Origin of the sequence: Stenotrophomonas sp. CCNWLW57 (assembly GCF_037203925.1) — a bacterium.
GTDB classification, from domain to species: domain Bacteria; phylum Pseudomonadota; class Gammaproteobacteria; order Xanthomonadales; family Xanthomonadaceae; genus Stenotrophomonas; species Stenotrophomonas rhizophila_A.
Genome location: NZ_JBBCBJ010000005.1, coordinates 279,170 through 302,213 on the forward strand (window position 1 = coordinate 279,170; position 23,044 = coordinate 302,213).

Consider the following 23,044-nt stretch of genomic DNA (forward strand, 5'->3'; position numbering starts at 1 on the left):
CCCTACCGCCGGGGCAGTCTTCAGGGTGTCGGATAGCGGAAGGGCCACGCGTTGTCGGCATCGTTGCTGCGTTCGGCGCAGACGGCGCGGAAGGTTTCAACGAACGCCTGCTGCAGGCGGGTGGGGTGCCAGTCGGCGCGGGTGGTGAGGCCGATGCGGCGGCGCAAGTCGTCGCCGGCGCTGCCGATTTCGCTGAGCAGGCCGGCGCGGCGTTCGATCACGAACTGGTCGCGTGACATCAGGGTGAGCCAGTCGTCTTCCAGCAGCAGGCCGCGGGTGATCAGGACCGAGCCGCATTCGATGCGCAGCCGCGGCGGTTCGTGGCCATGCTGGCGGAACATGCGTTCCCAGCGGGCGCGCACAGGCGCGCCGGTGGCGGCGATCACCCACGGGAACGCCAGCAGCCGGTCGAAGTCGAGCGGGTCGCTGCCGGCCAGCGGGTGCCCGCTGCGCGCGACGATTACCGGGTCATCGTCGAACAGGCCCTCCTGCGCGACATCGCGTACGGGCAGGGTGTCGCGCATCGCGCCAATCAACAGGTCCAGGCTGCCGGCGCGTAGATCGCCCAGCAGTTCCGCATAAGGCCCTTCGATCACATTGACCGATGCACCCGGGTGGGCGCGGGCAAAGCGCGCCAATACCTGCGGCAGCAGGATCGCGCGGGCCAGCGGCATCACCCCGAGCGTGACCTTGCCGCCCTGTTCGGAGCGCAGCAGGGCCACTTCGTCCAGGCCCGCTGCCAGTTCGGACAGGGCCAGCCGCACCAGCCGCAGCATGCGGGTGGCCGCCGGGGTGGTCTGCACGGTCTTGCCGTGGCGTTCGGTCAGCGGGGTTTCGATGGCGGTACCCAGCTCATGTACGGCGCGGTAGATCGCCGGCTGTGAGATGCCGGCACGCGCTGCGGCCAGGGTGAAGCTGCCGGCGTCATCCACCGCCACCAGTGCGCGCAATTGGCCGAGCGTGACGCGTCGTTCAACGGCAGGCAACGCAGGCAGGCGCTGTGCACGCCTTGCCACCCGCACGCCATCGGCGATGTACCCCAATGCGCGCTCGATGCGGGGCACCAGCAGCTCTGCCGCTTCGGTGGGCGCCATCCCACCCGGCTGGCGGTCGAACAGGGTTGCATCCAGCTGGGTTTCCAGACGGGCAATGGCCTGGGTCAACGCCGGCTGAGAAAGATTCACGTGCGGCGCAGCGGCGCTGATGCCGCCGTGGTGGTGCACGGCGACCAGCGCATGCAGATGCTTCAGGTTCAACTCAAAGGGCCGGTTCATGGATCAACTATAACCAAACCAAATGGCTGTTGCGGAAATCGATCTTGAGGGGGTAGGCGCTGGCGGACAAGACTTCATCATCGTCATAGAAGGATGGATGGATGTCCCGCGTCGTCACCCGTGTCGAACGCGCCGCTGCCGGCGCACTCCAGCTCCTGGCCCAGGCAGGCGTGGCCACCGCGCATGAGGCGCAGGGCCGCGGTGGCCTGCTGCACCCGCGGCTGCGCCCGATCTTCAGCGGCGCCCGCGTTGCCGGCAGCGCCATCACCGTGTCGGTGCCCCCCGGCGACAACTGGATGATGCATGTGGCCATCGAGCAGCTGCGCGATGGCGATGTCCTGGTGGTGGCGCCGACCAGCGACTGCACCGACGGCTACTTCGGCGACCTGCTGGCCACCTCGGCGCAGGTGCGTGGCTGCCGTGGGTTGGTGATTGATGCCGGGGTACGCGATGTGCGCGACCTGACCGCAATGGGCTTCCCGGTCTGGAGCCGGGCGATCCACGCGCAGGGTACGGTCAAGGAGACGCTGGGATCGGTCAACGTGCCGGTGGTGTGCGGCGGCGCGCTGGTCCACCCCGGCGACGTGGTGATCGCCGACGATGACGGCGTGTGTATCGTGCCGCGTGCCGACGCGGCACGTGTCGCCGCCGAATCGCAGGCGCGCGAGGCGCGCGAGGCGGAGAAGCGCGAACGCCTGGGCAAGGGTGAGCTGGGCCTGGACATCTACGCGATGCGCGAACGCCTGGCGGCCAAGGGCCTGCGCTATGAGTAAGGGTGTGCCGGCCATGTGGATGCGCGGTGGCACCTCCAAGGGCGGCTACTTCCTGGCCACCGACCTGCCGGCCGATGCGGCCGCGCGCGACGCGTTCCTGCTGCGCGCGTACGGCTCGCCGGACCCACGCCAGATCGATGGCATGGGCGGCGCCGATCCGCTGACCTCCAAGGTCGCGGTGGTTTCGCCCTCGCGCCACCCCGGCGCGGACGTGGACTACCTGTTCCTGCAGGTGTTCGTCGACCAGGCCGTGGTGAGCGACGCACAGAACTGCGGCAACCTGCTCGCCGGGGTCGGGCCGTTCGCGCTTGAACGCGGGCTCGTGCAACCCACGGGCGAAAGCACCGACGTGCGCATCTTCATGGTGAACACCGGCAAGGTAGCCATCGCCAACGTACAGACCCCCGGCGGCCAGGTGCGCTACGACGGCACGGCGCGGATTGACGGTGTGCCGGGCACGGCAGCGCCTGTTCCGCTGACCTTCGCCGACATCGCCGGTTCCAGCTGCGGCGCGTTGCTGCCGACCGGCAACGCGGTGGATGTGATCGACGGGGTGGAGCTCACCCTGATCGACAACGGCATGCCGTGCGTGGTGCTGCGCGCCAGCGATGTGGGCGTGAGCGGGTACGAAGACCGCGCCACGCTGGATGGCGACGACACGTTGAAGGCGCGGCTGGAGGCGATCCGCCTGCAGGCCGGGCCGTTGATGAACCTGGGCGATGTCAGCGCGCAGTCGGTGCCCAAGATGATGTTGGTGGCTGCCCCGCGCGACGGTGGCGCGATCTGCGTGCGTTCGTTCATACCTCACCGCTGCCACGCCTCCATCGGGGTGCTGGGCGCGGTCACCGTGGCCACGGCCTGCCTGCTGCCCGGTTCACCTGCGAGCGCCCTGGCGGTGGTACCCGACGGCAGCCGCCTGCAGCTGGACATCGAACACCCCAGCGGCAGCACCGGCTGCGTGCTGGAACGCGATGCAGACGGGCAGGTGGCCGCGGCGGCCATCCTGCGCACCGCCCGAAAGCTGTTCGACGGCGTGCTGTTCGACTGAATACGCGCGACGTCCCTATTCTTATGACCTGGGAGGGTTGTTATGACTGTTGTTGAGAAGCGGCAGGGCCGCTTCGGCGTCTTTGGCCAGTTGTGGTTCCAGGTGCTGGCCGGCACCATCATCGGCGTCGTGCTGGGTTGGCTGCAGCCGGACTGGGGTTCGGCGATGAAGCCGTTCGGCGATGCCTTCATCAAGCTGATCCGCATGATGATCGGCCCGATCATCTTCGTGACGGTGGTGCATGGCATCGCCGGCATGCGCGACATGCGCAGCGTGGGCCGTCTCGCGTTGAAATCGCTGATCTATTTCGAGGTGATCACCATCCTGGCGCTGATCGTCGGGCTGGTCGCGGTGGATCTCTGGCAGCCCGGCGCCGGCATGAACATCGACCCGGCCACCATCGACATGGCCAGCATCCAGGGGTATGTGCATACCGCGCACGACCAGTCGATCGTGTCCTACATCATGGCGATCATCCCGAATACGCTTGTGAGCGCGTTCACCGAGGCGCACGTGCTGCAGGTGCTGTTCGTGGCGGTGCTGTTCGGCGTGGCGCTGGCCTCGGTCGGTGAGCGCGGCGCGCCGGTGATGAAGGTCATCGAAGGCACGTCGTCGGTGCTGTTCAAGATCATCGGCTACGTCATGTATTTCGCTCCGATCGGTGCGTTCGGTGCCATCGCCTTCACCGTGGGTCAGTTCGGCGCGGGTTCGCTGTTGTCGCTGGGTGAGCTGATCATCGAGTTCTTCGTGGTCTGCGCGGCGTTCACGGTGTTCGTGCTCGGCGCGGTGTGCTGGTGGACCGGCGCGAGCCTGTGGCGCCTGCTGGCCTACCTGCGCGATGAAATCGTGATCGTGGCGGCCACCACCTCCACCGAAACGGTGCTGCCGCGCCTGATCGAGAAGATGAAGAAGCTGGGCTGCGAAGAGGGCGTGGTGGGTTTCGTGATTCCGGCCGGCTACTCGTTCAACCTCGATGGCACCTGCCTGTACCTGACCACGGTGGCGCTGTTCCTGGCCCAGGCGACCAACACCGAGCTGACCGTGTGGCACCAGCTGGGGCTGATCGCGGTACTCCTGCTTACTTCCAAGGGCGCCGCCGGCGTGGCCGGTGCGGCGTTCGTGGTGCTGGCGGCGACGCTGGGCACCACCGGGACGATTCCGGTGGCCAGCATCGCGCTGATCCTGGGCATCCACCGCATCCTGGCAGAAGGCCTGACCTTCGTGAACCTGGTCGGCAACGCTATCGCGGTGCTGGTGATCGCCAAGTGGGAAGGCAAGCTGGACGAGAAGGTGATGGCCGAACAGATCGGAACCCGCCGCGCCCGCCTGCGCCATCTCGGCGTCCGCGAAGCCTGACCGACGCGCCGCGGGCTGCCCGCGGCGCCCCCCCCGAATGCATTGAACCCGCTGCCCACGGCAGCGGGGAGGGAGATTTCATGTCCATCCTCCGTCACACCCCGCTGGCGCTGCTGCTGAGCGCTGCGCTGGCCGCACCGGCCGCCGCCGAGGGCACCGTGCCCAAGGGCGTCGACCTGACCCTGGATTTCGTCGGCAACGTCGCCTCCAACCCCGTGGGCGGGGTGGAGCAGGGCACCGAAGGCTCGTACTGGATCATGGCCCAGTCGAAGTTCGATCTGGACGAACTGTTCGGCGTGCACAACACCGATGTAGACGCGCAGTGGGCCTGGTTCGCCGGGCGCAATCTCGCGCGCGAGAAGATCGGCAACTCGATCAGCGCGCAGCAGACCTGGCGCCCGGTGGCCGGGGGGCGCCTGACCCGGCTGACCGTGCGCCACCGCTTCGACAACGGGTTGAGCATCACCGCCGGCCGCGCGCCGGTGAACAGCTACTTCAACAACTCCGCGCTCAACTGCGTGTTCATGAGCAACGCCATGTGCCTCACCCCGTATGGCGCGATCACCGACCTGGGCATTACCGCGTTCCCGAACTCGTCCTGGGCCGGCATCCTGCGCTACGACGTGAATGATCGCTGGTATGTGCAGGGCGGCGCATTCGACTACAACAACGAGCTGAACAAGGCTGGGAAGAACGGCCTGGACTTCTCGGTGGGCGAGGGCACCGGCACCATCACGGCCTATGAGGCCGGCTACCAGACCAGCTTCGCCAATGACCGGCTGCCGCGCACTTACCGGTTGGGCATGTACCGCAACACCGATGGCGGCAAGAGCTCCTATTTCGACGCCAACGGCAACTCCGCCGCGCTGACCGGCAAGCCGACGGCGATGCAGGAGGGCGCCCGCGCGGGCTGGTACGCGATGGCCGACCAGACCATGTGGCGCGGGGAGGGCAAGCGCAACCTGGCGCTGTTCGCCCGCGCCTACGTCAACACCGGCAATGAAGCGCCGGTGGACCAGTTCGCCGCGGTCGGCTTCGTCAAGACCGGCACCTTCGCCGGACGCGACCAGGACACCCTGGCGATGTTCGTGTCCAACACCCACTTCAGCGACGAGCAGATCGCGTTCCTGCGCGACCGCCGCGTACGCAACGGCGGTAGCGGCGCGCCGAATGCCGACGAGATCATCGCCGAGCTCAGCTATGGCTGGGCGGTGCACAAGGGCATCCGGCTGATGCCCAACCTGCAGTACGTGATCAACCCGGACCCGATCTACGCGCCGACCCGCACCACCGACATTCCCGACGCGCTGATCGTCGGGCTGCGCGTGGATGTCCACTTCGCCCAGCTGTTCGGCTGGTGATTCCTCCCCCACGAGGCCCCACATGATCATCGATTGCCACGGTCACTACACGACCGCTCCCGCCAGCCACGATGCGTTCCGCAAGGCGCAGGTGGCCCACTTCAACGACCCCTCGCTGCCGGCGCCGGTGTACCCGGTGATCAGCGACGACGAACTGCGCGAGAGCGTGGAAGGCAACCAGCTGCGCCTGCTGCGCGAGCGCGGCGCGGACATGACGATCTTCTCGCCGCGTGCCAGCACCATGGCCCACCACATCGGCGACGAGGCGGTGAGCGCGGAATGGACCCGGCGCTGCAACGACCTGATCGCGCGGGTGGTGGCGCTGTACCCGGAGACCTTCATCGGCGTGTGCCAGCTGCCGCAGTCGCCCGGCGTGCCCATCGCCAACTCGATCGCCGAGCTGGAGCGCTGCGTCAACGAGCTGGGCTTTGTCGGCTGCAACCTCAACCCGGACCCATCCGGGGGCCACTGGAACGGGCTGCCACTGACCGACCGGGCCTGGTACCCGTTCTTCGAGAAGATGGTGGAGCTGGACGTGCCGGCCATGGTGCATGTGTCGGGCAGCTGCAATGCCAATTTCCACGCCACCGGCGCGCACTACCTCAATGCCGACACCACCGCGTTCATGCAGTTCCTGCAGGGCGACCTGTTCCGTGACTTCCCGGAACTACGCTTCATTATTCCGCACGGCGGCGGCGCGGTGCCCTACCACTGGGGTCGTTTCCGCGGGCTGGCCGACATGCTGGGCAAGCCGCCGCTGAACGAGCATGTGATGAAGAATGTGTTCTTCGACACCTGCGTTTACCATCAGCCCGGTATAGACCTGCTGTTCAAGGTGATCGACATCGACAACATCCTGTTCGGCTCGGAAATGGTCGGTGCGGTGCGCGGCATCGATCCGGAAACCGGGCAGTACTTCGACGACACCCTGCGCTATGTGGAAGCGCTGGGGCTGTCGGCAGCGGACCGCAGCAAGGTGCTGTCGGGCAACGCGCGTCGGGTGTACCCGCGGCTGGACGCGCAGCTGAAGGCGAGGGGGCTGTAATGGCGGATTTCGTGAAAGATGCCGATTGGCTTGATTTCTGCCCGGACCCGAGCCGGCCGGGGTTCGTGCCGCCGCCGGGCGCGGTGGATGCACATTGCCATGTGTTCGGCCCGGGGGAACAGTTCCCGTATGCGCCCGAGCGCAAGTACACGCCCTGCGATGCGGGCAAGGCGCAGCTGTTCGCGCTGCGCGATCATCTTGGGTTCGAGCGCAACGTGATCGTGCAGGCGACCTGCCACGGTGCCGACAACCGGGCACTGGTGGATGCGCTGCGCAGCGCCGACGGTCGGGCACGCGGCGTGGCCACGGTGCGCGATACGGTCACCGATGAGGAACTGCGCGAGCTGCATGAGGCGGGCGTGCGCGGGGTGCGCTTCAATTTCGTGAAGCGGCTGGTGGATCCGAAGCCGGATGCGTACTACCACGCCATCATTGAACGGATCGCGCCGCTGGGTTGGCATGTTGTCGTGTACTTCGAGGCGGCGGACCTGGCCGAGCGCTGGAATTTCTTCACCTCGCTGCCGACCACGGTGGTGGTGGACCACATGGGCCGGCCGGACGTGGCCCAGCCTGTGGACGGGCCGGAGTTCCAGCGTTTCGTGCGGTTGATGCGTGAGCACCCTAATGTGTGGAGCAAGGTGAGCTGCCCGGAGCGGCTGTCGCAGTCCGGGCCGCCCACGTATGACGATGTGGTGCCGTTCGCACGGCACCTGGTGGAGCAGTTCCCGGACCGGGTGCTGTGGGGGACGGACTGGCCGCACCCGAACCTGAAATCGCACATGCCCGATGACGGCAAGCTGGTGGATTTCATTCCACGGATTGCCGTCACCGCCGACCAGCAGCAGAAGCTGCTGGTGGACAACCCGATGCGGTTGTATTGGGCGTGACGGTTGAGAGCGTCACGACCAACGGTCGTGACCTACCAGGTCGGCCCGGTAGCGCACGACCGTTGGTCGTGCGGCGACGCACAGCGTCGGTGCGTTATCCCCGCGCGAGCGCCATCAGGCGTTCAGCGATCCGCTCCAGCGGAACCTGCTCCTCGGCGGCGCCGAGCTTGAAGGCGGCGCCGGGCATGCCCCAGACCACGCTGGTGGCCTCGTCCTGGACGAGGGTGGGCGCGCCGACGTTCTTCAGTTCCAGCAGACCACGCGCACCGTCGTCGCCCATGCCGGTGAGGATCGCGCCGATGGCGTTGGCACCGGCGCTTTCTGCCACCGAACGGAACAGCACGTCCACCGCCGGCTTGTGCCGGTTCACCGCCGGGCCGTCATCCACCCGGCAGCGCCAGCGCGCACCGTCACGGATCACCCGCAGGTGCTTGCCGCCCGGCGGCAGGTAAGCATGGCCCGGCAGCACGGCTTCGCCGTCGCTGGCTTCGCGTACGGACATCGCCGAATGGCGGTCCAGGCGTTCGGCAAAGGCGGTGCTGAAGGTGGCGGGCAGGTGCTGGGTGAGCACCACCGCCGGGGCATCGGCCGGCAGGCCTTCGAGCACCACGCGCAGCGCTTCGGTACCGCCGGCCGAGGCGCCGATGGCGATCAGGCGGTCGGTGGTACGGAACTGGATCGAACGTGCGGGCGAGGGCGCCACGGCGTCCAGGGTGATGCGCGGGGTGATCGGGCGGGCCAGGGTGCGCACGCGCGAGCGCGCCGCCATCTTGACCTTGCCGATGATCTCTTCGGCATAGCCCTGCAGGCCACGCGCCACGTCGAACTTGGGCTTGGAGATGAAATCCACCGCGCCCAGCGCCAGCGCCTGCAGGGTGGTGTCGGCGCCGCGCTCGGTCAGCGAGGAGATCATCACCACCGGCAGCGGGTGCAGGCGCATCAGGTTTTCCAGGAACGCCAGCCCGTCCATGCGCGGCATTTCCACGTCCAGCGTGATCACGTCCGGGGCGAGGCGCTTGATCTTCTCGCGCGCCAGCAACGGATCGGCCGCCGTGCCGACCACTTCGATGGCCGGGTCGCTGGCGAGGATCTCGCTCAACATCTGCCGCACCACCGCCGAATCGTCGACGATCAAAACCCTGCAGGGTGAACCGTTGATCATTCGAACAGCTCCACGCCGCCGGTGACCGGGGCCTTGGACAGGCGGGCACGCACGGCCGATTCGGTCGCGGCCACTTCGGCCTCGTGCGCATGCGGCAGGCGCTGCACCACCACGCGGCCGGTGTCGGCGAAGAACCACACCTTGCGCGGGTGGATGCCGCACAGGTCCTCGGCGAGCACCGGGATATGTTCGGCCTGCAGGTACTGGCGCACGAATTCGGCGTTGCGGGTGCCCACCGGGTTGCTGGTGAAGCCCTTGAGCACGTTGGCGCCGCCGAACACCTTGGCTTCCAGGCGCTTGCGGTGCGCGCCGCGCTTGAGCAGGTCGTTGATCAGCAGTTCCATGGCATAGCTGCCATAGCGCGCCGGGGCACCATCGCCCACATTGCCTTCGGGCAGCAGGAAGTGGTTCATGCCACCAATCTTCAGCACCGGGTCGCGCAGGCACGCGGCCACGCAGGAACCCAGCGTGGTGGTCAGCGCGGTCTCGTCGTCGACCACCAGGTATTGGGTCGGCAGCAGCTTGGCGGCGGTGACCTTGAAGCGGCTGTCGAAGTAACGCATCACGTCATCAGGACGGGCGGCCAGGTTCATGCCGGGGCTCCGGGCGCGCGCTTGTACAGGGTGCGCCCGCACGGCTGGATCAGGTCGGCGGCGTGCAGGTAGTTCTCCGAGTGGCCGGTGTAGAGCAGGCCATCGTCGCCCATGTGCTGGATCAGCCGCGACAGGATGCCGCGCTGGGTGGGCTTGTCGAAATAGATCATGACGTTGCGGCAGAACAAAGCGTCGAACGGGCCGCCGACGTCGTAACGCGGAGCCAGCAGGTTGAGTGGGCGGAAGTCGATCAGCTCGCGCAGCGCCGGATGCACGCGGCACTGGCCTTCATTGGGGCCGCTGCCGCGCTGGAAGTAGCGCTTCTTGATCGCCGGATCCAGACCGGACACGCGATCGATGGCGTACACGCCGCGGCTGGCGGTGGCCAGCACCTGGGTGTCCACATCGGTCGCCAGGATGCGCACCGGCGGCTTCAGCGTGCCGAATGCCTCGCAGGCGGTGATGGCCATGGAGTAGGGCTCTTCACCGGTGGAGGCCGCACACGACCACAGCTGCAGGGTGCCATTTCCAGCCCGCGCGCGCAGTTCGGTGTCGAGCTTCTCGAAGTGGTGCGGCTCACGGAAGAACGCGGTCAGGTTGGTGGTCAGCGCGTTGGTGAACGCCTGCCACTCATCGCCACCGTGGTTCTCCAGCTGGTCCAGGTACTCCTGGAAGCTGCGCAGGCCAAGCGCACGCAGCCGCCGGGACAGCCGGCCGTACACCATGTCACGCTTGGCCGGCGCCAGCGAGATGCCGACGCGCTGGTAGATCAGGTCGCAGATGCGGCGGAAGTCGCGGTCGGCGAACTCGAATTCGCGTCCGGTCGAGGAGGCAGCGGAAGCAGGTGCGGTAGGCGTGGTCACGGGCGAACTCGATCGAAGAAGGGAGGCGGCGGCCGCGCGGCCGCCGCCGGCGCTCAGAACTCTTGCCAGTTGCCGTCATCGGCGGTGGTGCGCGGTGCACGCGCGGCCGGGGCCGGCTTCACCGGGCTGGGCTTGGCCGGCGCCGCCGGCTTCACGCTGCGCAGCGGGGCCGGTGCGGCGATGCGGGCGGTCACCGCGCTGACGGCCGCCGCCACCTGGTTGTCGAGGCGGAAGATCGACACCGCGTCGGCCAGCTGGGTGGCCTGCTCTTCCATGGCGCGGGCAGCGGCGGTGGCTTCTTCCACCAGTGCAGCGTTCTGCTGGGTGGTTTCGTCCATCTGCACCACGGTCTGGTTGACCTGCTCGATGCCGGCCGACTGCTCCTGCGAGGCGGCCGAGATTTCGGCCATGATGTCGGTGACGCGCTGCACCGAGGCGACGATCTCGCCCATGGTGCTGCCGGCCTTGTGCACCAGGGCCGAACCGTCGGCCACGCTGGACACGGATTCGTCGATCAACCCCTTGATCTCCTTGGCGGCACCGGCCGAGCGCTGGGCCAGGGTGCGCACTTCGGAGGCCACCACGGCGAAGCCGCGGCCCTGTTCGCCGGCACGGGCTGCTTCCACGGCGGCGTTCAATGCCAGGATGTTGGTCTGGAAGGCGATGCCGTCGATGACCGAGATGATTTCGGCAATGCGCTTGGAGCTGGCTTCGATCGCGCTCATGGTGGTGACCACCTGGCCGACCACGTCGCCGCCCTGCGAGGCCACGCTGTGCGCACCGATCGCCAGCTGGTTGGCCTGGCGGGCGTGTTCGGCGTTCTGGCGCACGGTGGAGGTCAGTTCCTCCATCGAGGCGGCGGTTTCTTCCAGGTTGGCGGCCTGCTGTTCGGTACGGCGCGACAGGTCGCTGTTGCCGGTGGCGATTTCGCCCGCGGCCAGGTTGATGTTGCCCGCCGCTTCCTGGATCTGGCCGACGATCTGGGTCAGCTGGGCCACGGTGGCATTGGCATCGTCGCGCATGGTCGCGAACACGCCCTGGAACTCGCCCTGCATGCGCGCGGTGAGGTCGCCTTCGGCGATGGCCGACAGCAGCTGCGAGAGCTTGCCGAGGTTGTCGTCGCTGACCTGCATCATCGCGTTGAGGCTGGCGATCATCTGGCCGAAATCGTGGGCGAAGCGGGCGGCATCGCCACGCTGGCTGAAGTCGCCCGCGGCCGCGGCAGCGCCCAGGCGCTTGATCTCGGCGTTGATGCTGGCCAGATTGTGCTTGACGGTGTCCACGGTGGTGCTGATGGCGGCCTTTTCGCCCGGGTAGCGGGCGATGTCGGCGCTCAGGTCGCCCACGGCGTAACGCTGCATCACGGCCAGCACATCCTGCATGGTCTGCACGTGGGCGCCGACCAGGGTGTTGGTTTCGTGCACCATCCGGCCGTACTCGCCCGGGAAGGCGGTTTCGTCCATGCGGTAGCCGGTCTGGCCGGCGTCGTGCTGGCTGGCCATTTCGCGCTGCGCGCCGATCACGGCGTGCAGCTGCTGCTGCATGCGGCCCATGCTTTCCAGCAGGCGGCCCGGTTCGTCCTGGGCCTGCGGGCCGATGCGGCTGTCGAGCTTGCCGCCGGCGATGCTCTCGGCCACGCCGGTCGCCTGGCGCAGCGGACCGGTGATGCGATTACCGATCAGCCAGCTCAGGGCCAGCACGATCAGCACCAGCGCGCCACCGGTGGCGGCCATGACGCCGGTGAATGCCAGCGCATCGGTCTGCACGTCGTCCATGTAGACGCCACTGGTGACCACCCACTGCCACGGCGCGTACATGCCGGCGTACGTGGCCTTTTCAATCAGGTCGTCGCCGGCGCCCGGCTTGGTGGTGGAATAGTAGGTGAAGCCACCGCCGGTCTTGGCCATGTCCACCTGCTGCAGGTAGATCGGCACGCCATCCTTGGAGGTGTAGTCCTTCTGCACCTTGCCGACCCGCGCCGGGGCGAAGGGGTGCATGAGCAGGGTGTAATCGGTCGCCAGGACGTTGTAGTACGCGCTGTCGCCGTCGGCGCGCATGCTGTTCAGTGCCTGCAGCGCGGCCGCCTTGGCCGCTTCTTCGGTCAGCTCGCCGGTGCCGGCCAGGCGCTTGTAGTGGTCAAAAATGCCGTAGGTCAGTTCGACCTGGGTCTTCAGGCCTTCTTTGCGCGTCTCGGCCAGATCGAGGTACTGCATGCGCGCGGCAATGATGGCCAGGGCGATTACGCCGACGGCGATCAGGGCGGTGAGCAGGTTCAACTTGCCCCGGACGGACAGGTTGGAGAAGCGGCTGGAAAGATTCATGGGCGTGGGGTCTTTTCGAACGGGGGCGTACTGCGTGGGGGCCGACATCGACGAACGTGTCGTGGCAATGCTGTTATCGGCAGAAAACCGCAGCTATTGAGGTGCGTGAGCTGAGCGCATTCAGCTTCAGAAATGGAAAGGCCCCGATGCCGGGGCATCGGGGCCTGCGTTTTCCAGCGCTGCGCTGCTGCGCGGTGCGGCTTAGAACTCCTGCCAGTCGCCTTCGGCGAGCTCGGCGGCTACCGCGCGGCTGGCCGGCTTGCGCGACGGTGCCGGGGCGGTGGCCGGGCGGCTCACGGCGCGCGGTGCCGGTGCGAACACCGGTGCGGCAGCCACCACGTCCTGCTCGTCGAGACGGAAGATCGACACGGCGTCGCTGAGCTGGCCGGCCTGTTCTTCCATCGAGCGGGCAGCGGCCGTGGCTTCTTCCACCAGCGCGGCATTCTGCTGGGTGGTTTCGTCCATCTGCACCACGGTCTGGTTGACCTGTTCGATGCCGGCCGACTGTTCCTGCGAGGCGGCCGAGATTTCGGCCATGATGTCGGTCACGCGCTGCACCGAGGCGACGATTTCGCCCATGGTGGCGCCGGCCTTGTGCACCAGCGCCGAACCGTCGTTGACCTTGCCGACCGAGTCGTCGATCAGGCCCTTGATCTCCTTGGCCGCACCGGCCGAACGCTGGGCCAGGGTGCGCACTTCGGAGGCCACCACGGCGAAGCCGCGGCCCTGTTCGCCGGCACGGGCCGCTTCGACCGCGGCGTTCAGCGCCAGGATGTTGGTCTGGAAGGCGATGCCGTCGATGACCGAGATGATCTCGGCGATCTTCTTGGACGAGGTCTGGATCGCGCTCATGGTGGTGACCACCTGGCCGACCACTTCACCGCCCTGCGAGGCGACGGTGTGCGCGCCGATGGCAAGCTGGTTGGCCTGGCGGGCGTGCTCGGCGTTCTGGCGCACGGTGGAGGTCAGTTCCTCCATCGAGGCGGCGGTTTCTTCCAGGTTGGCGGCCTGCTGTTCGGTACGGCGCGACAGGTCGCTGTTGCCGGTGGCGATTTCGCTGGCGGCCGAGCTGATGGCCTGGCTGGACTGCTTGATGCGGGTGACGATGCCGCTGAGCTGTTCGGCGGTGGCGTTGGCGTCGTCGCGCATGGTGGCGAACACGCCTTCGAACTCGCCGTGCATGCGCACGGTCAGGTCGCCCTGCGACAGCGCGGTGAGCAGGCCGGAGATCTGTTCGATGCTGGAAGCGTTGGCGTCGAGCAGGCCGTTGATCTGCTGGGCCAGCTGCAGGAAGAAGCCATCCTTGCCTTCGGCGCTGATGCGGCCGGACAGGTCGCCGGCGGCGGCCTGGGCGATGACGCGGGCCACTTCGGCTTCGACAAGCGCTTCGGGGGTGCGGTCACGCCATTCGACCACGTGGCCGACGCTCTCGCCGTCTTCGTTGCGGATGGTGGAGACGACCTGGGCGAACTGGGCATCGCCGAACTGCATGGCGCGGCGCGCCACGCCGTGCTGCTTGAGGTTGGCCAGCAGGCTGGCGTCCATTTCGCCGCGGTGTTCGAGCACGGTCAGCGGGCGGCCGACCAGCGAAACGGAGGCGTCGAAGTCCGGCAGGTTGCGGCGCAGGTCGTCCTGGTACTGGGACAGGGTCTGCTCCAGCGCACGGTTGGCGTAGACGATGTTGAGGTTGTTGTCGGTCAGGTACACGCCAGTGGAGCTGTAATCCAGCGCGGTACGGATGCGCAGGTTCTCGCGGGCCACGGCCTGTTCGGTTTCGGTGCGGTCGCGCAGGTCGCGCTGCATGCGCTGCATGGCCTGCATGAGGTCGCCGACTTCGTCCTTGCGGGTGACGTCGATATGGCCGTCGAGCTTGCCACCGGCCACTTCGTTGGCGACCGAGACGGCGCCACGGACGCTGCCGACCAGCGAGCGGGCAAACAGGTACACCAGCACCAGGCCCATGGCGGCACCGCCGAGCAGGGCGATGAGGGTCAGGGTGGCGGAGGTGGCGTAGGTGCTTTCGGCCTCTTCGCGCGAGGCGCGGGCAAGGCGGTTGTCTTCGGCGATCAGCGTTTCAAGCGCGGCTGCGGCCTTGAGGTGCTTGGCGCGGGTTTCGCCGACGAAGGTATCGACGGCATCGTCCGGCAGGTCCAGCTCCAGCATTTCGGAGACGGCATCGTAGGAGGTCAGCGAATCGGTCCAGTCCTTGGCGAAGGCGTCGAACAGCTTCTTCTGCTGCGGGCTGTCGATCAGGGCGGGGTACTTCTTGATCGAAGCATCGATCTTGGTGCGCAGGTCGGCGGCGCGGGTCTTGGCTTCGGCCTTGACGTCGTCGCTGGCGCGGATCAGGCCCTGGTAGGCCGAGTTGCGGTATTCACCGAGCATGCCACGCATTTCGCCGGCCATGCGGATGCTTTCCATCCGGTTGCCGGCCAGTTCGGTGGTCACGTTGTTGAGGGAGTGCAGGCCACGATAGGCGACCACGCCCTGCAGCAGCATCACCAGCAGGATTACACCGAAAGTCAGCATCAACTTCGGCATCAGTTTGAGGTTGTTGATCCATTGCATGGTGGTGCACTCTCCGGTGGCAGACGCGTCCGGGCGTGGCGCCCGGTTGCAGCGGCCACGCCGGCCTGGGCCGGCGTGGCAGGGCGTGTGGCGATTACTTGATGTTGGCGAGCTTCAGGCCGGCCGGCGAGCTGACTTCGATTTCAGCGCGCGAGGCGTCGCGGGCGATCTTGCCGATCACGCAGACGGTCTTGCCTTCCAGGGTTTCCAGCGGGAAGCTGAACTTGCCGCGGTTCTCACCGGCGATGCGGGCCGAGAAGGTGTGGCGCGGGAAGGCGCCGCCCATGTACAGGAAGGTCGGCTGGCCTTCGGAACCTTCGGCGTAACGGGCCTTTTCGACCTTGCCGCAGACCATGCCATCCTTGCCAACGGCGCGCGCGGCCAGCTCCGGCGGGATCATTTCAGCCGACTGGGCGAAAGCGGACGAGGCGGACGAGGCGAGGACAGCGACCGAAAGCAGAGCAAGCAGGGACTTCATCGGGAGATTCTCCGGGGGATATGGATAAGTGGTCCGGGGCGTGGCGGGGCCGCGCGTCCGGTTCCTGAATCCAGCTATCGGCCAGTTGCGACACAACTTAAGGACTTTGTTGAACGAAAGTCGTTCCGATCTGTCGCAGCGGCCGGATCAGGCGGCGGCGTCTTCGACAACGGCCGGCTGGCCCATGTCGGCGCTGTCGAGCAGGGTTTCGATATCGAGCAGGATCAGCATGCGATCGTCCTGGGTGCCGATGCCGGAGATGAAGCGGGTATCGACGGCGGCGCCGAACTCGGGGGTGGGGCGGATCTGGTCGGCGTTGAGCGGGATCACGTCGGAGACGCTGTCCACGACGATGCCGACCACGCGGTTGTCGACGTTGAGGACGATCATGACGGTGAAGGCGTCGTAGCGTGCTTCGTCCAGGCGCAGCTTGAGGCGCAGGTCGATGACGGGAACGATGGTGCCGCGCAGGTTGATCACGCCCTTGATGTAATCGGGGGCATCGGGCACGCGGGTGACGGAGTCGTAGCCGCGGATTTCCTGCACCTTGAGGATGTCCACGCCGTAGTGCTCGGCGCCGAGGGTGAAGCTGAGGTACTCGCCACCGCTGCTGGCGGCGTTGGGGTTGCTGTCGTTCATGGAAGGAATCCTGGGTCGGGCGTGGCGGTCGGAAAACCGGGGCGTCATTCCGGATATCGGCCTGGATGGCGACGACTTTAGGAAAGAGCGTCCGACCAACGGTCGGACCTGCGCGGGCCTCCCAATCGGTTCCGACGTCGCTGTCATTCCCCGTTCTTGCGGGCGCTGCGCTGGCGGTCGATGCGGAAGATGTAACGCTGGATGGCGCTGTCGCCGCCGCGCGGGAGGCCATCGAAACGCATGCCGATGCGCTTCATTTCCACGCCGCTGGGGAGCTTGACCGCCAGCTGGTTGCAGACGATCAGCGAGATCTGCAGCGGGCCGCTTTCGGGCATGTCCAGGCGGGCGTCGTAGCGCTTCTGGATGCTGAAGACGTTGCAGTCCACCGGCACGGTCACGGCCAGGCCGCCGCCGCTGATGTCCACCACGCGCAGGTGCAGGGCTTCGCTGCGGTCCTCGTTGATCGGGAACAGCAGGTGCGGGGAGTCGGTGAACGGGGTTTCCAGCCGATAGAGTTCGCGGCGCTGCAGGTGCACCAGCTCGGTGGGGAAGGGTACGCGGAAGGCGACGTGGCGGTGGCCGCCAGTGCGTTCCAGGTGGTCCAGCCGGAAGCGGACCATGACACGGTCCAGCTGCGCGAAGCAGAGCAGGTGGCCGGCGTCTTCGGCGGCGCGGTTGGCCGGCTCTGACGGGCTGCCATCGAGCAGCAGCCAGTCGTCGTCTTCGTCCAGTTCCAGGATCGCGGTCGGGAAGGACTGATCGCGACCGCCCAGGTGCGCGTTGATCAGCGAGCGCTGGTCGATCAGCGCCTGCAGCAGCTGGCGGATCTGCCGGGGGTTGCGGACCAGGTAACGATCGTCCGTGCCGTCGTCATGGGCGGCATGGGATGCGTCATGGGGGTCAAGGCTGCCTTCGGACATGGACTCTGCTGCGTTGGGCGGGTACGGATATCGTGCGATATCAGGTCTCTGTCCGTTTATCGGCAGCAGTTCACAATAATGTAGGGCCAATGTGTGTAGCGGTACGTTCGGCCAAAAAGCACCACCCCGCCGCAGCGGGGTGGTGTCAGGGGCGTCCGCTGGCGACGATCAGAACTCCTGCCAGTCGCCTTCGTTGGCCAGTACGGGTTCGCGCACCGCCGCGCGGCGGACCGGCGCGGCCGGGGCACGCGGGCGGGCCGGGGCGGCGTGGCGCGCGGCCGGTGCAGCGGCGACGACCGGGGCCGCCTGGCCCTCGAGCTTGAACAGCGACACCGCATCGGTGAGGTGGCCGGCCTGTTCTTCCATGGAGCGGGCGGCGGCCGTGGCTTCTTCAACCAGCGCCGCGTTCTGCTGGGTGGTTTCGTCCATCTGCATCACAGTCTGGTTGACCTGCTCGATGCCGGCCGACTGTTCCTGCGAGGCGGCCGAGATCTCGGCCATGATGTCGGTCACGCGCTGCACCGAGGCCACGATCTCGCCCATGGTGGCACCGGCCTGGTTGACCAGGGCCGAGCCCTCGGCGACCTTGCCGACCGACTCGTCGATCAGGCCCTTGATTTCCTTGGCCGCGCTGGCCGAGCGCTGGGCCAGGGTGCGCACTTCGGAGGCGACCACGGCGAAGCCGCGGCCCTGCTCGCCGGCACGCGCCGCTTCGACCGCCGCGTTCAGCGCCAGGATGTTGGTCTGGAACGCGATGCCGTCGATGACGGTGATGATGTCGGCGATGCGGCGCGAGGAGGCGTCGATCTCGTGCATGGTGCTGACCACCTTGCCGACCACTTCGCCGCCCTGCGAGGCCACCGAGTGCGCGCCGATGGCGAGCTGGTTGGCCTGGCGGGCGTGTTCGGCGTTCTGGCGCACGGTGGAGGTCAGTTCCTCCATCGAGGCGGCGGTTTCTTCCAGGTTGGCGGCCTGCTGTTCGGTACGGCGCGACAGGTCGTTGTTGCCCGAGGCGATCTCGCCGGCGGCGGTGCTGATGCTGCCCGAGGCGTGCTGGATGCGGCTGACGATCTGGGTCAGCTGGGCCACGGTGGTGTTGGCATCGTCGCGCATGGTTGCGAACACGCCGTGGAACTGGCCGTGCATGCGTGCGGTGAGGTCGCCGTTGGCGATGGCCTGCAGCAGGTGGGACAGCTGCGACAGGTTGCCGTCGGCGACTTCCATCATGGTATTGAGGTGCTCGATCATGACCCGGAAGTCGTGGTCGAAGCGCAGGGCATCGCCGCGCTGGCTGAAGTCGCCGGCGGCCGCAGCCTGGGCCAGGGTCTGGATCTGGGTGTTGATCGCCAGCAGGCTGGCCTTCGCTGCGTCCATCGATTCGTGCAGGATCGCGCGGGTGCCCGGCAGGCGGCGCGCGTTCTGCGACAGGTCGCCGGCCGCGTACTGGTTCAGCACGTTGATGGCGTCCTTGATCGAGTCCAGGTGCTCGAAGATCACCGTGTTCACGCCCACGGCCAGCTGGCCGTACACGCCCGGGAAGTCTTCCGGGATGCGGTGGCTGATGTCCGGGCCGGCGTGCATTTCGACTATCTGCTGGGTTTCGCTGGAGTAGCGGCGCAGCATCAGGGTCATGTCGCGGGTGGCCGCCAGCATGCGGCCGGCTTCATCTGCGGTGGTGCTGGAGGCGATGTTCACCGACAGGTCGCCACGAGCGACGGCCTGGATGGCCTGCATGGCCTGGCGGATCGGCCGGGTCACCGCGCGCGAGATCACCACGCCCATCGCCACGGCGAGCAGCGACAGCAGCACGATGCTGGTGATGATGGCCACCACGCTGCTGCGGTGGGTGGCGTTGGCTTCAGCGATCTTCGCCTGCATCAGGCCGCTGCTGAAGGCGCCGAGCTCCTTGAGGTCGTCGAACATCTTGCGGCGCGCCGGGCGCGACTTCTCATCGGAGATCTGCTGGGCCAGCACCCCATCAGCGGCGGCAACGGCCGCGCGCATCTCGGCGTTGGCGGCGAAGTAGGCCTCGAGGTCGGCGGCGACCTTGCTGTAGAGGCCCTTCTCCTTCTCGCCGGCCGGCAGGGCGGCGTAGGCGCCCAGCTCGTCGCGCACGGTCTTGGCGGTGGCATCCATGCGCTTGTTGTAGTCGGCGACCTTGTCTGGCTGGTCCAACATGCTCAGCTGGGCCAGTTCAAAGGTGCGGAACTCACCCAGCTGCGCGCGGACTTCGCCCAAGTGCTGCACGGACGGAATGTCGTTGCTCGCCATCGCGGCGAGCTCGGCGTTGAGGCTGTTCAGCCGCACCAAGGCGAACACGCCCAGCGCGACCGTCATCAGGGTGGTGAGGGCAAACCCGACCGCGAGTTTGCGACTGATGGGCAGATCATGGAACCACTTCATGCGGGAAACTCCGGGCAGGGCAGGGGCGCACAGCCGTGGGAACGCTGGGCGGAAGGGCAAGGGGCGAAGGCTGCAAAGCGGTAGGGCGTCAGGCTGGCGATGAATGTGTCATCGCTATTGCGGATAACGGCGGCGCGGGCGGGTTTCTTGAGTGCGCGATGTCACATTTTTTCAAGGTCCACGCAGCGGCGCGCTTTGCAGCCGATGGTTGCGAAAGCAAGCAATGCCAACGGTTTCGCCGTGCGGTGGCGAATGGCCCGTCGATACGCGGCCGTATCGGTGTCGACCGACATCACGCTTTTCCATCAAACGTTCATGGCATCGGAACGAAGAGCATCCGGCCAACGGCCGGGGCTACCGCTTCTGGTTGATTGATCATGATCTGGATGGGCCCGTAACAATTCGTAGCCCCGGCCGTTGGCCGGACACCGCGCGCAGCGCGGCCCAAGCATCCGAAGCCCACGTCCGAACGGTTGCCGTCGTGGGTCCAACGTTTAGAGCAAACCGAAGCCACCCATCAGGCGTCCGGCACAAAAAAACGCCCCCGTCACCAAACGGGGGCGTTTCGAGCCGGCAGCGCCAGGGACGCTTACGCCGCCTGCGGCACCCGCAGCGAGCGCACCAGGCCACCGATATCCACGATCAGCGCAACGCGGCCGTCGCCGAGAATGGTCGCACCGGACACACCGCTGATACGCCGGTAGTTGTTCTCGATGTTCTTGACCACCACCTGCTGCTGGCCGACCAGTTCGTCCACTTCCAGCGCGATCTTCTGGCCATCGCCTTCCACCACCACCACCAGCGAATCATCGGTGGTGCGGCGGCCGAAGCCGTAATACTCGCTCAGCGACAGGATCGGCAGGTACTCGCCACGCACGCGCAGCACACGGCCTTCGCCGGCCATCGAACGCACGTCTTCCGGCTGCGGCTGCAGCGCTTCGAGCACGTACGCCAGCGGCAGGATCACGGTTTCGCCCGCCACCGCCACGGTCATGCCGTCGAGGATGGCCAAGGTGAGCGGCAGGCGGATCAGCACGCGGGTGCCATTGCCGGCCCTGCTTTCCAGCTGCACTTCGCCACCCAGCGCCTGGATGTTGCGGCGGACCACGTCCATGCCCACGCCACGACCGGACAGATCCGTGACGGCATCGGCGGTGGAGAAGCCAGGCTGGAAGATCAGGTCCCAGACCTGCGCATCGGTGGGGTTGTCCGGCACGGCCAGGCCGCGTTCGAGCGCCTTGGCCAGGATCTTGTCGCGGTTCAGGCCACGTCCGTCATCGCTGACTTCGATGACGATGTGACCGCCCTGGTGCGATGCGGCCAGGGTAATGGTGCCGGTTTCGTCCTTGCCGGCGTCGCGGCGGACGTCGGGCATTTCCAGGCCGTGGTCGATCGAGTTGCGCACCAGGTGCACCAGCGGATCGGCGATCTTTTCGATCAGGCCCTTGTCCAGCTCGGTGCCTTCGCCGATGGTGCGCAGGCGCACGTGCTTGCCCAGGCGCGAGGAGAGGTCGCGGACCAGGCGCGGGAAGCGGCGGAACACCGCGTCCACCGGCAGCATGCGCACGCCGATCACCGCTTCCTGCAGGTCGCGGGTGTTGCGTTCCAGCAGGTCCAGGCCGGCGAACAGCTGCTCGGCATGCACCGGGTCCAGGGCGTGCGAGACCTGCTTGAGCATGGCCTGGGTGATGACCAGCTCGCCGACCAGGTTGATCAGCGCATCGACCTTTTCCACGGCGACGCGGATGGAGGTTTCCGCCTCGCTGGTAGCGGCCGGTGCGGCTGCGGCGGTAGGCGCTGCCGGGGCGGCCACGGGGGCGGCAGGCGCGGCGGCGGCCGGGGCGCTGGTGGCCAGGCTCGGCGGTGCGGCCGGGCGGATGTCCAGTTCGCAGTCGTCCACGACCCAGGCGAAGGTGTCTTCGATCTTGCTGCGCGGCACCTTGCCGACCAGGCCCAGGTCCCATGCCAGGTGGGCTTCGAGCGGGTCGAGCTGGTCGAAGCCGGGCAGGCGTTCCAGTCGCGCGGCGACCTGCAGCGAGCCCAGGTGTTCCAGTTCGCGGATGATGCGCAGCGGATCGTTGCCGCTCATGAACAGCGACGGCGCCGGCACGAAACCGATCTGCCACGCTTCAGGGGTGTCATCGACCTTGGCGGCAACCGGCGCGGCGGCGCTCGGCGCCTGGCCGGACAGCACCGCTTCCAGGCGTGCCTTGACCGCGGCCACCGCCTGCGGGTCGGCCGGCTGGCCGTGTTCGGCTTCGCGCAGCAGGGCGCGCAGCACGTCCACCGACGACAGCATGGCATCCACGGCCGCCGCTTCCAGCGCGCGCTTGCCGGCGCGCAGTTCGTCCAGCAGCGTTTCCAGTACGTGGGTCAGCGCGGCGATGGCGTCGAAGCCGAAGGTGCCGGCGCCGCCCTTGATGGAGTGCGCGGCGCGGAACACCGAGTTGATGATTTCCGGATCCTGCTGGCCCGATTCCAGTGCCAGCAGGCCCGCTTCCATCGCGTCCAGGCCCTCGCGGCTTTCCTCGAAGAAGGTGGCGTGGAAGCGTTGCAGGTCCATGCTCATGGGCGTTCGGGTCCGGTTACCAAAGGGGGAGGGGAAGGCGGGTGGGGATCAGCCCAGGACTTTCTGGACGGTCGCGACCAGCTGTTCCGGGTTGAACGGCTTGACCAGCCAGCCGGTTGCACCGGCCGCCTTGCCTTCGGACTTCTTGTCGGCGGCCGATTCGGTGGTCAGCATCAGCATCGGGGTGAACTTGTAGTCCGGCAGCTGGCGCAGCTCGCGGATCAGCGAGATGCCGTCCATGTTCGGCATGTTCACGTCGGTCACCACCGCGTTGAAGCGCTGGCCCTTGGCCCGGCCCAGGGCGACGGCGCCGTCTTCGGCTTCCTCGACGGAAAAGCCGGCCGAGGTGAGGGCGAAGGAAACCATCTGGCGCATTGACGCCGAATCGTCCACCACCAAGATACGTGCGCTCATGCCGCGTTCTCCACAGATTTCAGGTTGTCATGGGTTGCGTCCAGGCCCAGGGCCTGGGTGACACCGAGCAGGCGCGCGGCATCGCGGAAGGTGGCCGTGCAGCCGTCGAACGCGGTCGGGTGGCCGGCCAGGCGGCGGGCCTCGACGAACGCGCACAGGACCTGCACCGACGCGGTATGGATACGGCCCACCTGGCTGGCATCCAGCGTCAGGTCGCCGCCCTGGTCCACCAAGGGGGCCAGGCGTGTTTTGAGCTCGGTGCTGGTCTCGATTCCGAGATCATCACCCAGGGCCACAGTGCTCATCGTTGCTCCGGACAAACGGTTCCGAGGTCTATAACGGCGTATTTCTGGAAACCTTTAGGGGCGGT

Annotated in this window: 20 protein-coding genes; 6 read left to right on the forward strand and 14 right to left on the reverse strand. The window is 67.3% G+C overall.

The window, feature by feature from the left end; all coding sequences use genetic code 11:
* Positions 1-20: 20 nt before the first annotated feature.
* Positions 21-1,274 (reverse strand): LysR family transcriptional regulator, encoded by a 1,254-nt coding sequence (locus tag V9K91_RS13985; protein ID WP_068851568.1) that lies wholly within the window; start codon positions 1,272-1,274, stop codon positions 21-23.
* 101 nt (positions 1,275-1,375) lie between these two features.
* Between V9K91_RS13985 and V9K91_RS13990 the strand changes: the two genes are divergently transcribed.
* From V9K91_RS13990 to V9K91_RS14015, 6 genes are all read left to right on the forward strand, one after another.
* On the forward strand, positions 1,376-2,047 hold the full coding sequence (locus tag V9K91_RS13990) for a 4-carboxy-4-hydroxy-2-oxoadipate aldolase/oxaloacetate decarboxylase (protein ID WP_306988830.1): 672 nt from the start codon (positions 1,376-1,378) through the stop codon (positions 2,045-2,047).
* Positions 2,040-3,095, forward strand: a complete 1,056-nt coding sequence (locus V9K91_RS13995) for a 4-oxalomesaconate tautomerase (protein ID WP_336443420.1) — start codon at positions 2,040-2,042, stop codon at positions 3,093-3,095. Before V9K91_RS13990 ends, V9K91_RS13995 begins: the two co-directional genes overlap by 8 nt.
* Before the next feature lie 42 nt (positions 3,096-3,137).
* Positions 3,138-4,451, forward strand: coding sequence for a C4-dicarboxylate transporter DctA (gene dctA / locus V9K91_RS14000; RefSeq protein WP_095363822.1), 1,314 nt, complete (start codon positions 3,138-3,140; stop codon positions 4,449-4,451).
* Between the two features lie 80 nt (positions 4,452-4,531).
* A complete protein-coding gene (locus tag V9K91_RS14005; RefSeq protein WP_336443421.1) occupies positions 4,532-5,812 on the forward strand; it encodes a carbohydrate porin in 1,281 nt (426 codons plus the stop codon).
* 22 nt (positions 5,813-5,834) lie between these two features.
* Entirely contained in the window at positions 5,835-6,857 is a 1,023-nt protein-coding gene (locus V9K91_RS14010; RefSeq protein ID WP_336443422.1) for an amidohydrolase family protein, read from the forward strand.
* Positions 6,858-6,868: 11 nt separating this feature from the next.
* On the forward strand, positions 6,869-7,744 hold the full coding sequence (locus V9K91_RS14015; protein ID WP_336443423.1) for an amidohydrolase family protein: 876 nt from the start codon (positions 6,869-6,871) through the stop codon (positions 7,742-7,744).
* A gap of 94 nt (positions 7,745-7,838) precedes the next feature.
* On the opposite strand, the gene V9K91_RS14020 is transcribed toward V9K91_RS14015, so the two are convergent.
* The 13 genes from V9K91_RS14020 to V9K91_RS14080 form a co-directional block, all read right to left on the reverse strand.
* The gene (locus V9K91_RS14020) at positions 7,839-8,906 is read right to left on the reverse strand and encodes a chemotaxis response regulator protein-glutamate methylesterase (RefSeq protein WP_336443424.1); all 1,068 of its coding nucleotides are present in this window, start codon (positions 8,904-8,906) and stop codon (positions 7,839-7,841) included.
* The gene (gene cheD / locus V9K91_RS14025; RefSeq protein WP_068851592.1) at positions 8,903-9,499 is read right to left on the reverse strand and encodes a chemoreceptor glutamine deamidase CheD; all 597 of its coding nucleotides are present in this window, start codon (positions 9,497-9,499) and stop codon (positions 8,903-8,905) included. Before cheD ends, V9K91_RS14020 begins: the two co-directional genes overlap by 4 nt.
* Positions 9,496-10,362 (reverse strand): CheR family methyltransferase, encoded by an 867-nt coding sequence (locus V9K91_RS14030; protein WP_336443425.1) that lies wholly within the window; start codon positions 10,360-10,362, stop codon positions 9,496-9,498. Before V9K91_RS14030 ends, cheD begins: the two co-directional genes overlap by 4 nt.
* A 53-nt stretch (positions 10,363-10,415) precedes the next feature.
* Entirely contained in the window at positions 10,416-12,683 is a 2,268-nt protein-coding gene (locus V9K91_RS14035) for a methyl-accepting chemotaxis protein (protein ID WP_336443426.1), read from the reverse strand.
* A gap of 201 nt (positions 12,684-12,884) precedes the next feature.
* On the reverse strand, positions 12,885-15,251 hold the full coding sequence (locus V9K91_RS14040; protein WP_336443427.1) for a methyl-accepting chemotaxis protein: 2,367 nt from the start codon (positions 15,249-15,251) through the stop codon (positions 12,885-12,887).
* 94 nt (positions 15,252-15,345) lie between these two features.
* A complete protein-coding gene (locus V9K91_RS14045) occupies positions 15,346-15,729 on the reverse strand; it encodes a hypothetical protein (RefSeq protein WP_068851603.1) in 384 nt (127 codons plus the stop codon).
* Between the two features lie 147 nt (positions 15,730-15,876).
* The gene (locus tag V9K91_RS14050) at positions 15,877-16,368 is read right to left on the reverse strand and encodes a chemotaxis protein CheW (protein WP_068851606.1); all 492 of its coding nucleotides are present in this window, start codon (positions 16,366-16,368) and stop codon (positions 15,877-15,879) included.
* Positions 16,369-16,511: 143 nt separating this feature from the next.
* Positions 16,512-17,288, reverse strand: a complete 777-nt coding sequence (locus V9K91_RS14055) for a flagellar brake protein (RefSeq protein WP_068851609.1) — start codon at positions 17,286-17,288, stop codon at positions 16,512-16,514.
* 168 nt (positions 17,289-17,456) lie between these two features.
* The gene (locus V9K91_RS14060) at positions 17,457-19,691 is read right to left on the reverse strand and encodes a methyl-accepting chemotaxis protein (RefSeq protein ID WP_336443428.1); all 2,235 of its coding nucleotides are present in this window, start codon (positions 19,689-19,691) and stop codon (positions 17,457-17,459) included.
* Positions 19,692-19,852: 161 nt separating this feature from the next.
* A complete protein-coding gene (locus V9K91_RS14065) occupies positions 19,853-19,984 on the reverse strand; it encodes a hypothetical protein (protein WP_255220497.1) in 132 nt (43 codons plus the stop codon).
* 296 nt (positions 19,985-20,280) lie between these two features.
* Positions 20,281-22,260: a chemotaxis protein CheA gene (locus V9K91_RS14070; RefSeq protein ID WP_336443429.1), complete on the reverse strand. Its 1,980-nt coding sequence runs from the start codon at positions 22,258-22,260 to the stop codon at positions 20,281-20,283.
* Between the two features lie 48 nt (positions 22,261-22,308).
* On the reverse strand, positions 22,309-22,674 hold the full coding sequence (locus tag V9K91_RS14075; RefSeq protein ID WP_038688521.1) for a response regulator: 366 nt from the start codon (positions 22,672-22,674) through the stop codon (positions 22,309-22,311).
* On the reverse strand, positions 22,671-22,979 hold the full coding sequence (locus tag V9K91_RS14080; RefSeq protein ID WP_068851616.1) for an STAS domain-containing protein: 309 nt from the start codon (positions 22,977-22,979) through the stop codon (positions 22,671-22,673). The genes V9K91_RS14075 and V9K91_RS14080 overlap by 4 nt, the downstream gene beginning before the upstream one ends.
* Positions 22,980-23,044: the final 65 nt, after the last annotated feature.

What these genes read in the sequence shown, in the direction of transcription:
- V9K91_RS14055 (WP_068851609.1), bottom strand. Translation starts at nt 17,288, where the DNA reads ATGTCCGAAGGCAGCCTTGACCCCCATGACGCATCCCATGCCGCCCAT.
- V9K91_RS13985 (WP_068851568.1), bottom strand. Translation starts at nt 1,274, where the DNA reads ATGAACCGGCCCTTTGAGTTGAACCTGAAGCATCTGCATGCGCTGGTC.
- V9K91_RS14020 (WP_336443424.1), bottom strand. Translation starts at nt 8,906, where the DNA reads ATGATCAACGGTTCACCCTGCAGGGTTTTGATCGTCGACGATTCGGCG.
- cheD (WP_068851592.1), bottom strand. Translation starts at nt 9,499, where the DNA reads ATGAACCTGGCCGCCCGTCCTGATGACGTGATGCGTTACTTCGACAGC.
- dctA (WP_095363822.1), top strand. Translation starts at nt 3,138, where the DNA reads ATGACTGTTGTTGAGAAGCGGCAGGGCCGCTTCGGCGTCTTTGGCCAG.
- V9K91_RS14080 (WP_068851616.1), bottom strand. Translation starts at nt 22,979, where the DNA reads ATGAGCACTGTGGCCCTGGGTGATGATCTCGGAATCGAGACCAGCACC.
- V9K91_RS13995 (WP_336443420.1), top strand. Translation starts at nt 2,040, where the DNA reads ATGAGTAAGGGTGTGCCGGCCATGTGGATGCGCGGTGGCACCTCCAAG.
- V9K91_RS14050 (WP_068851606.1), bottom strand. Translation starts at nt 16,368, where the DNA reads ATGAACGACAGCAACCCCAACGCCGCCAGCAGCGGTGGCGAGTACCTC.
- V9K91_RS14035 (WP_336443426.1), bottom strand. Translation starts at nt 12,683, where the DNA reads ATGAATCTTTCCAGCCGCTTCTCCAACCTGTCCGTCCGGGGCAAGTTG.
- V9K91_RS14075 (WP_038688521.1), bottom strand. Translation starts at nt 22,674, where the DNA reads ATGAGCGCACGTATCTTGGTGGTGGACGATTCGGCGTCAATGCGCCAG.
- V9K91_RS14060 (WP_336443428.1), bottom strand. Translation starts at nt 19,691, where the DNA reads ATGAAGTGGTTCCATGATCTGCCCATCAGTCGCAAACTCGCGGTCGGG.
- V9K91_RS14040 (WP_336443427.1), bottom strand. Translation starts at nt 15,251, where the DNA reads ATGCAATGGATCAACAACCTCAAACTGATGCCGAAGTTGATGCTGACT.
- V9K91_RS14045 (WP_068851603.1), bottom strand. Translation starts at nt 15,729, where the DNA reads ATGAAGTCCCTGCTTGCTCTGCTTTCGGTCGCTGTCCTCGCCTCGTCC.
- V9K91_RS14065 (WP_255220497.1), bottom strand. Translation starts at nt 19,984, where the DNA reads ATGTCGGTCGACACCGATACGGCCGCGTATCGACGGGCCATTCGCCAC.
- V9K91_RS13990 (WP_306988830.1), top strand. Translation starts at nt 1,376, where the DNA reads ATGTCCCGCGTCGTCACCCGTGTCGAACGCGCCGCTGCCGGCGCACTC.
- V9K91_RS14005 (WP_336443421.1), top strand. Translation starts at nt 4,532, where the DNA reads ATGTCCATCCTCCGTCACACCCCGCTGGCGCTGCTGCTGAGCGCTGCG.
- V9K91_RS14010 (WP_336443422.1), top strand. Translation starts at nt 5,835, where the DNA reads ATGATCATCGATTGCCACGGTCACTACACGACCGCTCCCGCCAGCCAC.
- V9K91_RS14070 (WP_336443429.1), bottom strand. Translation starts at nt 22,260, where the DNA reads ATGAGCATGGACCTGCAACGCTTCCACGCCACCTTCTTCGAGGAAAGC.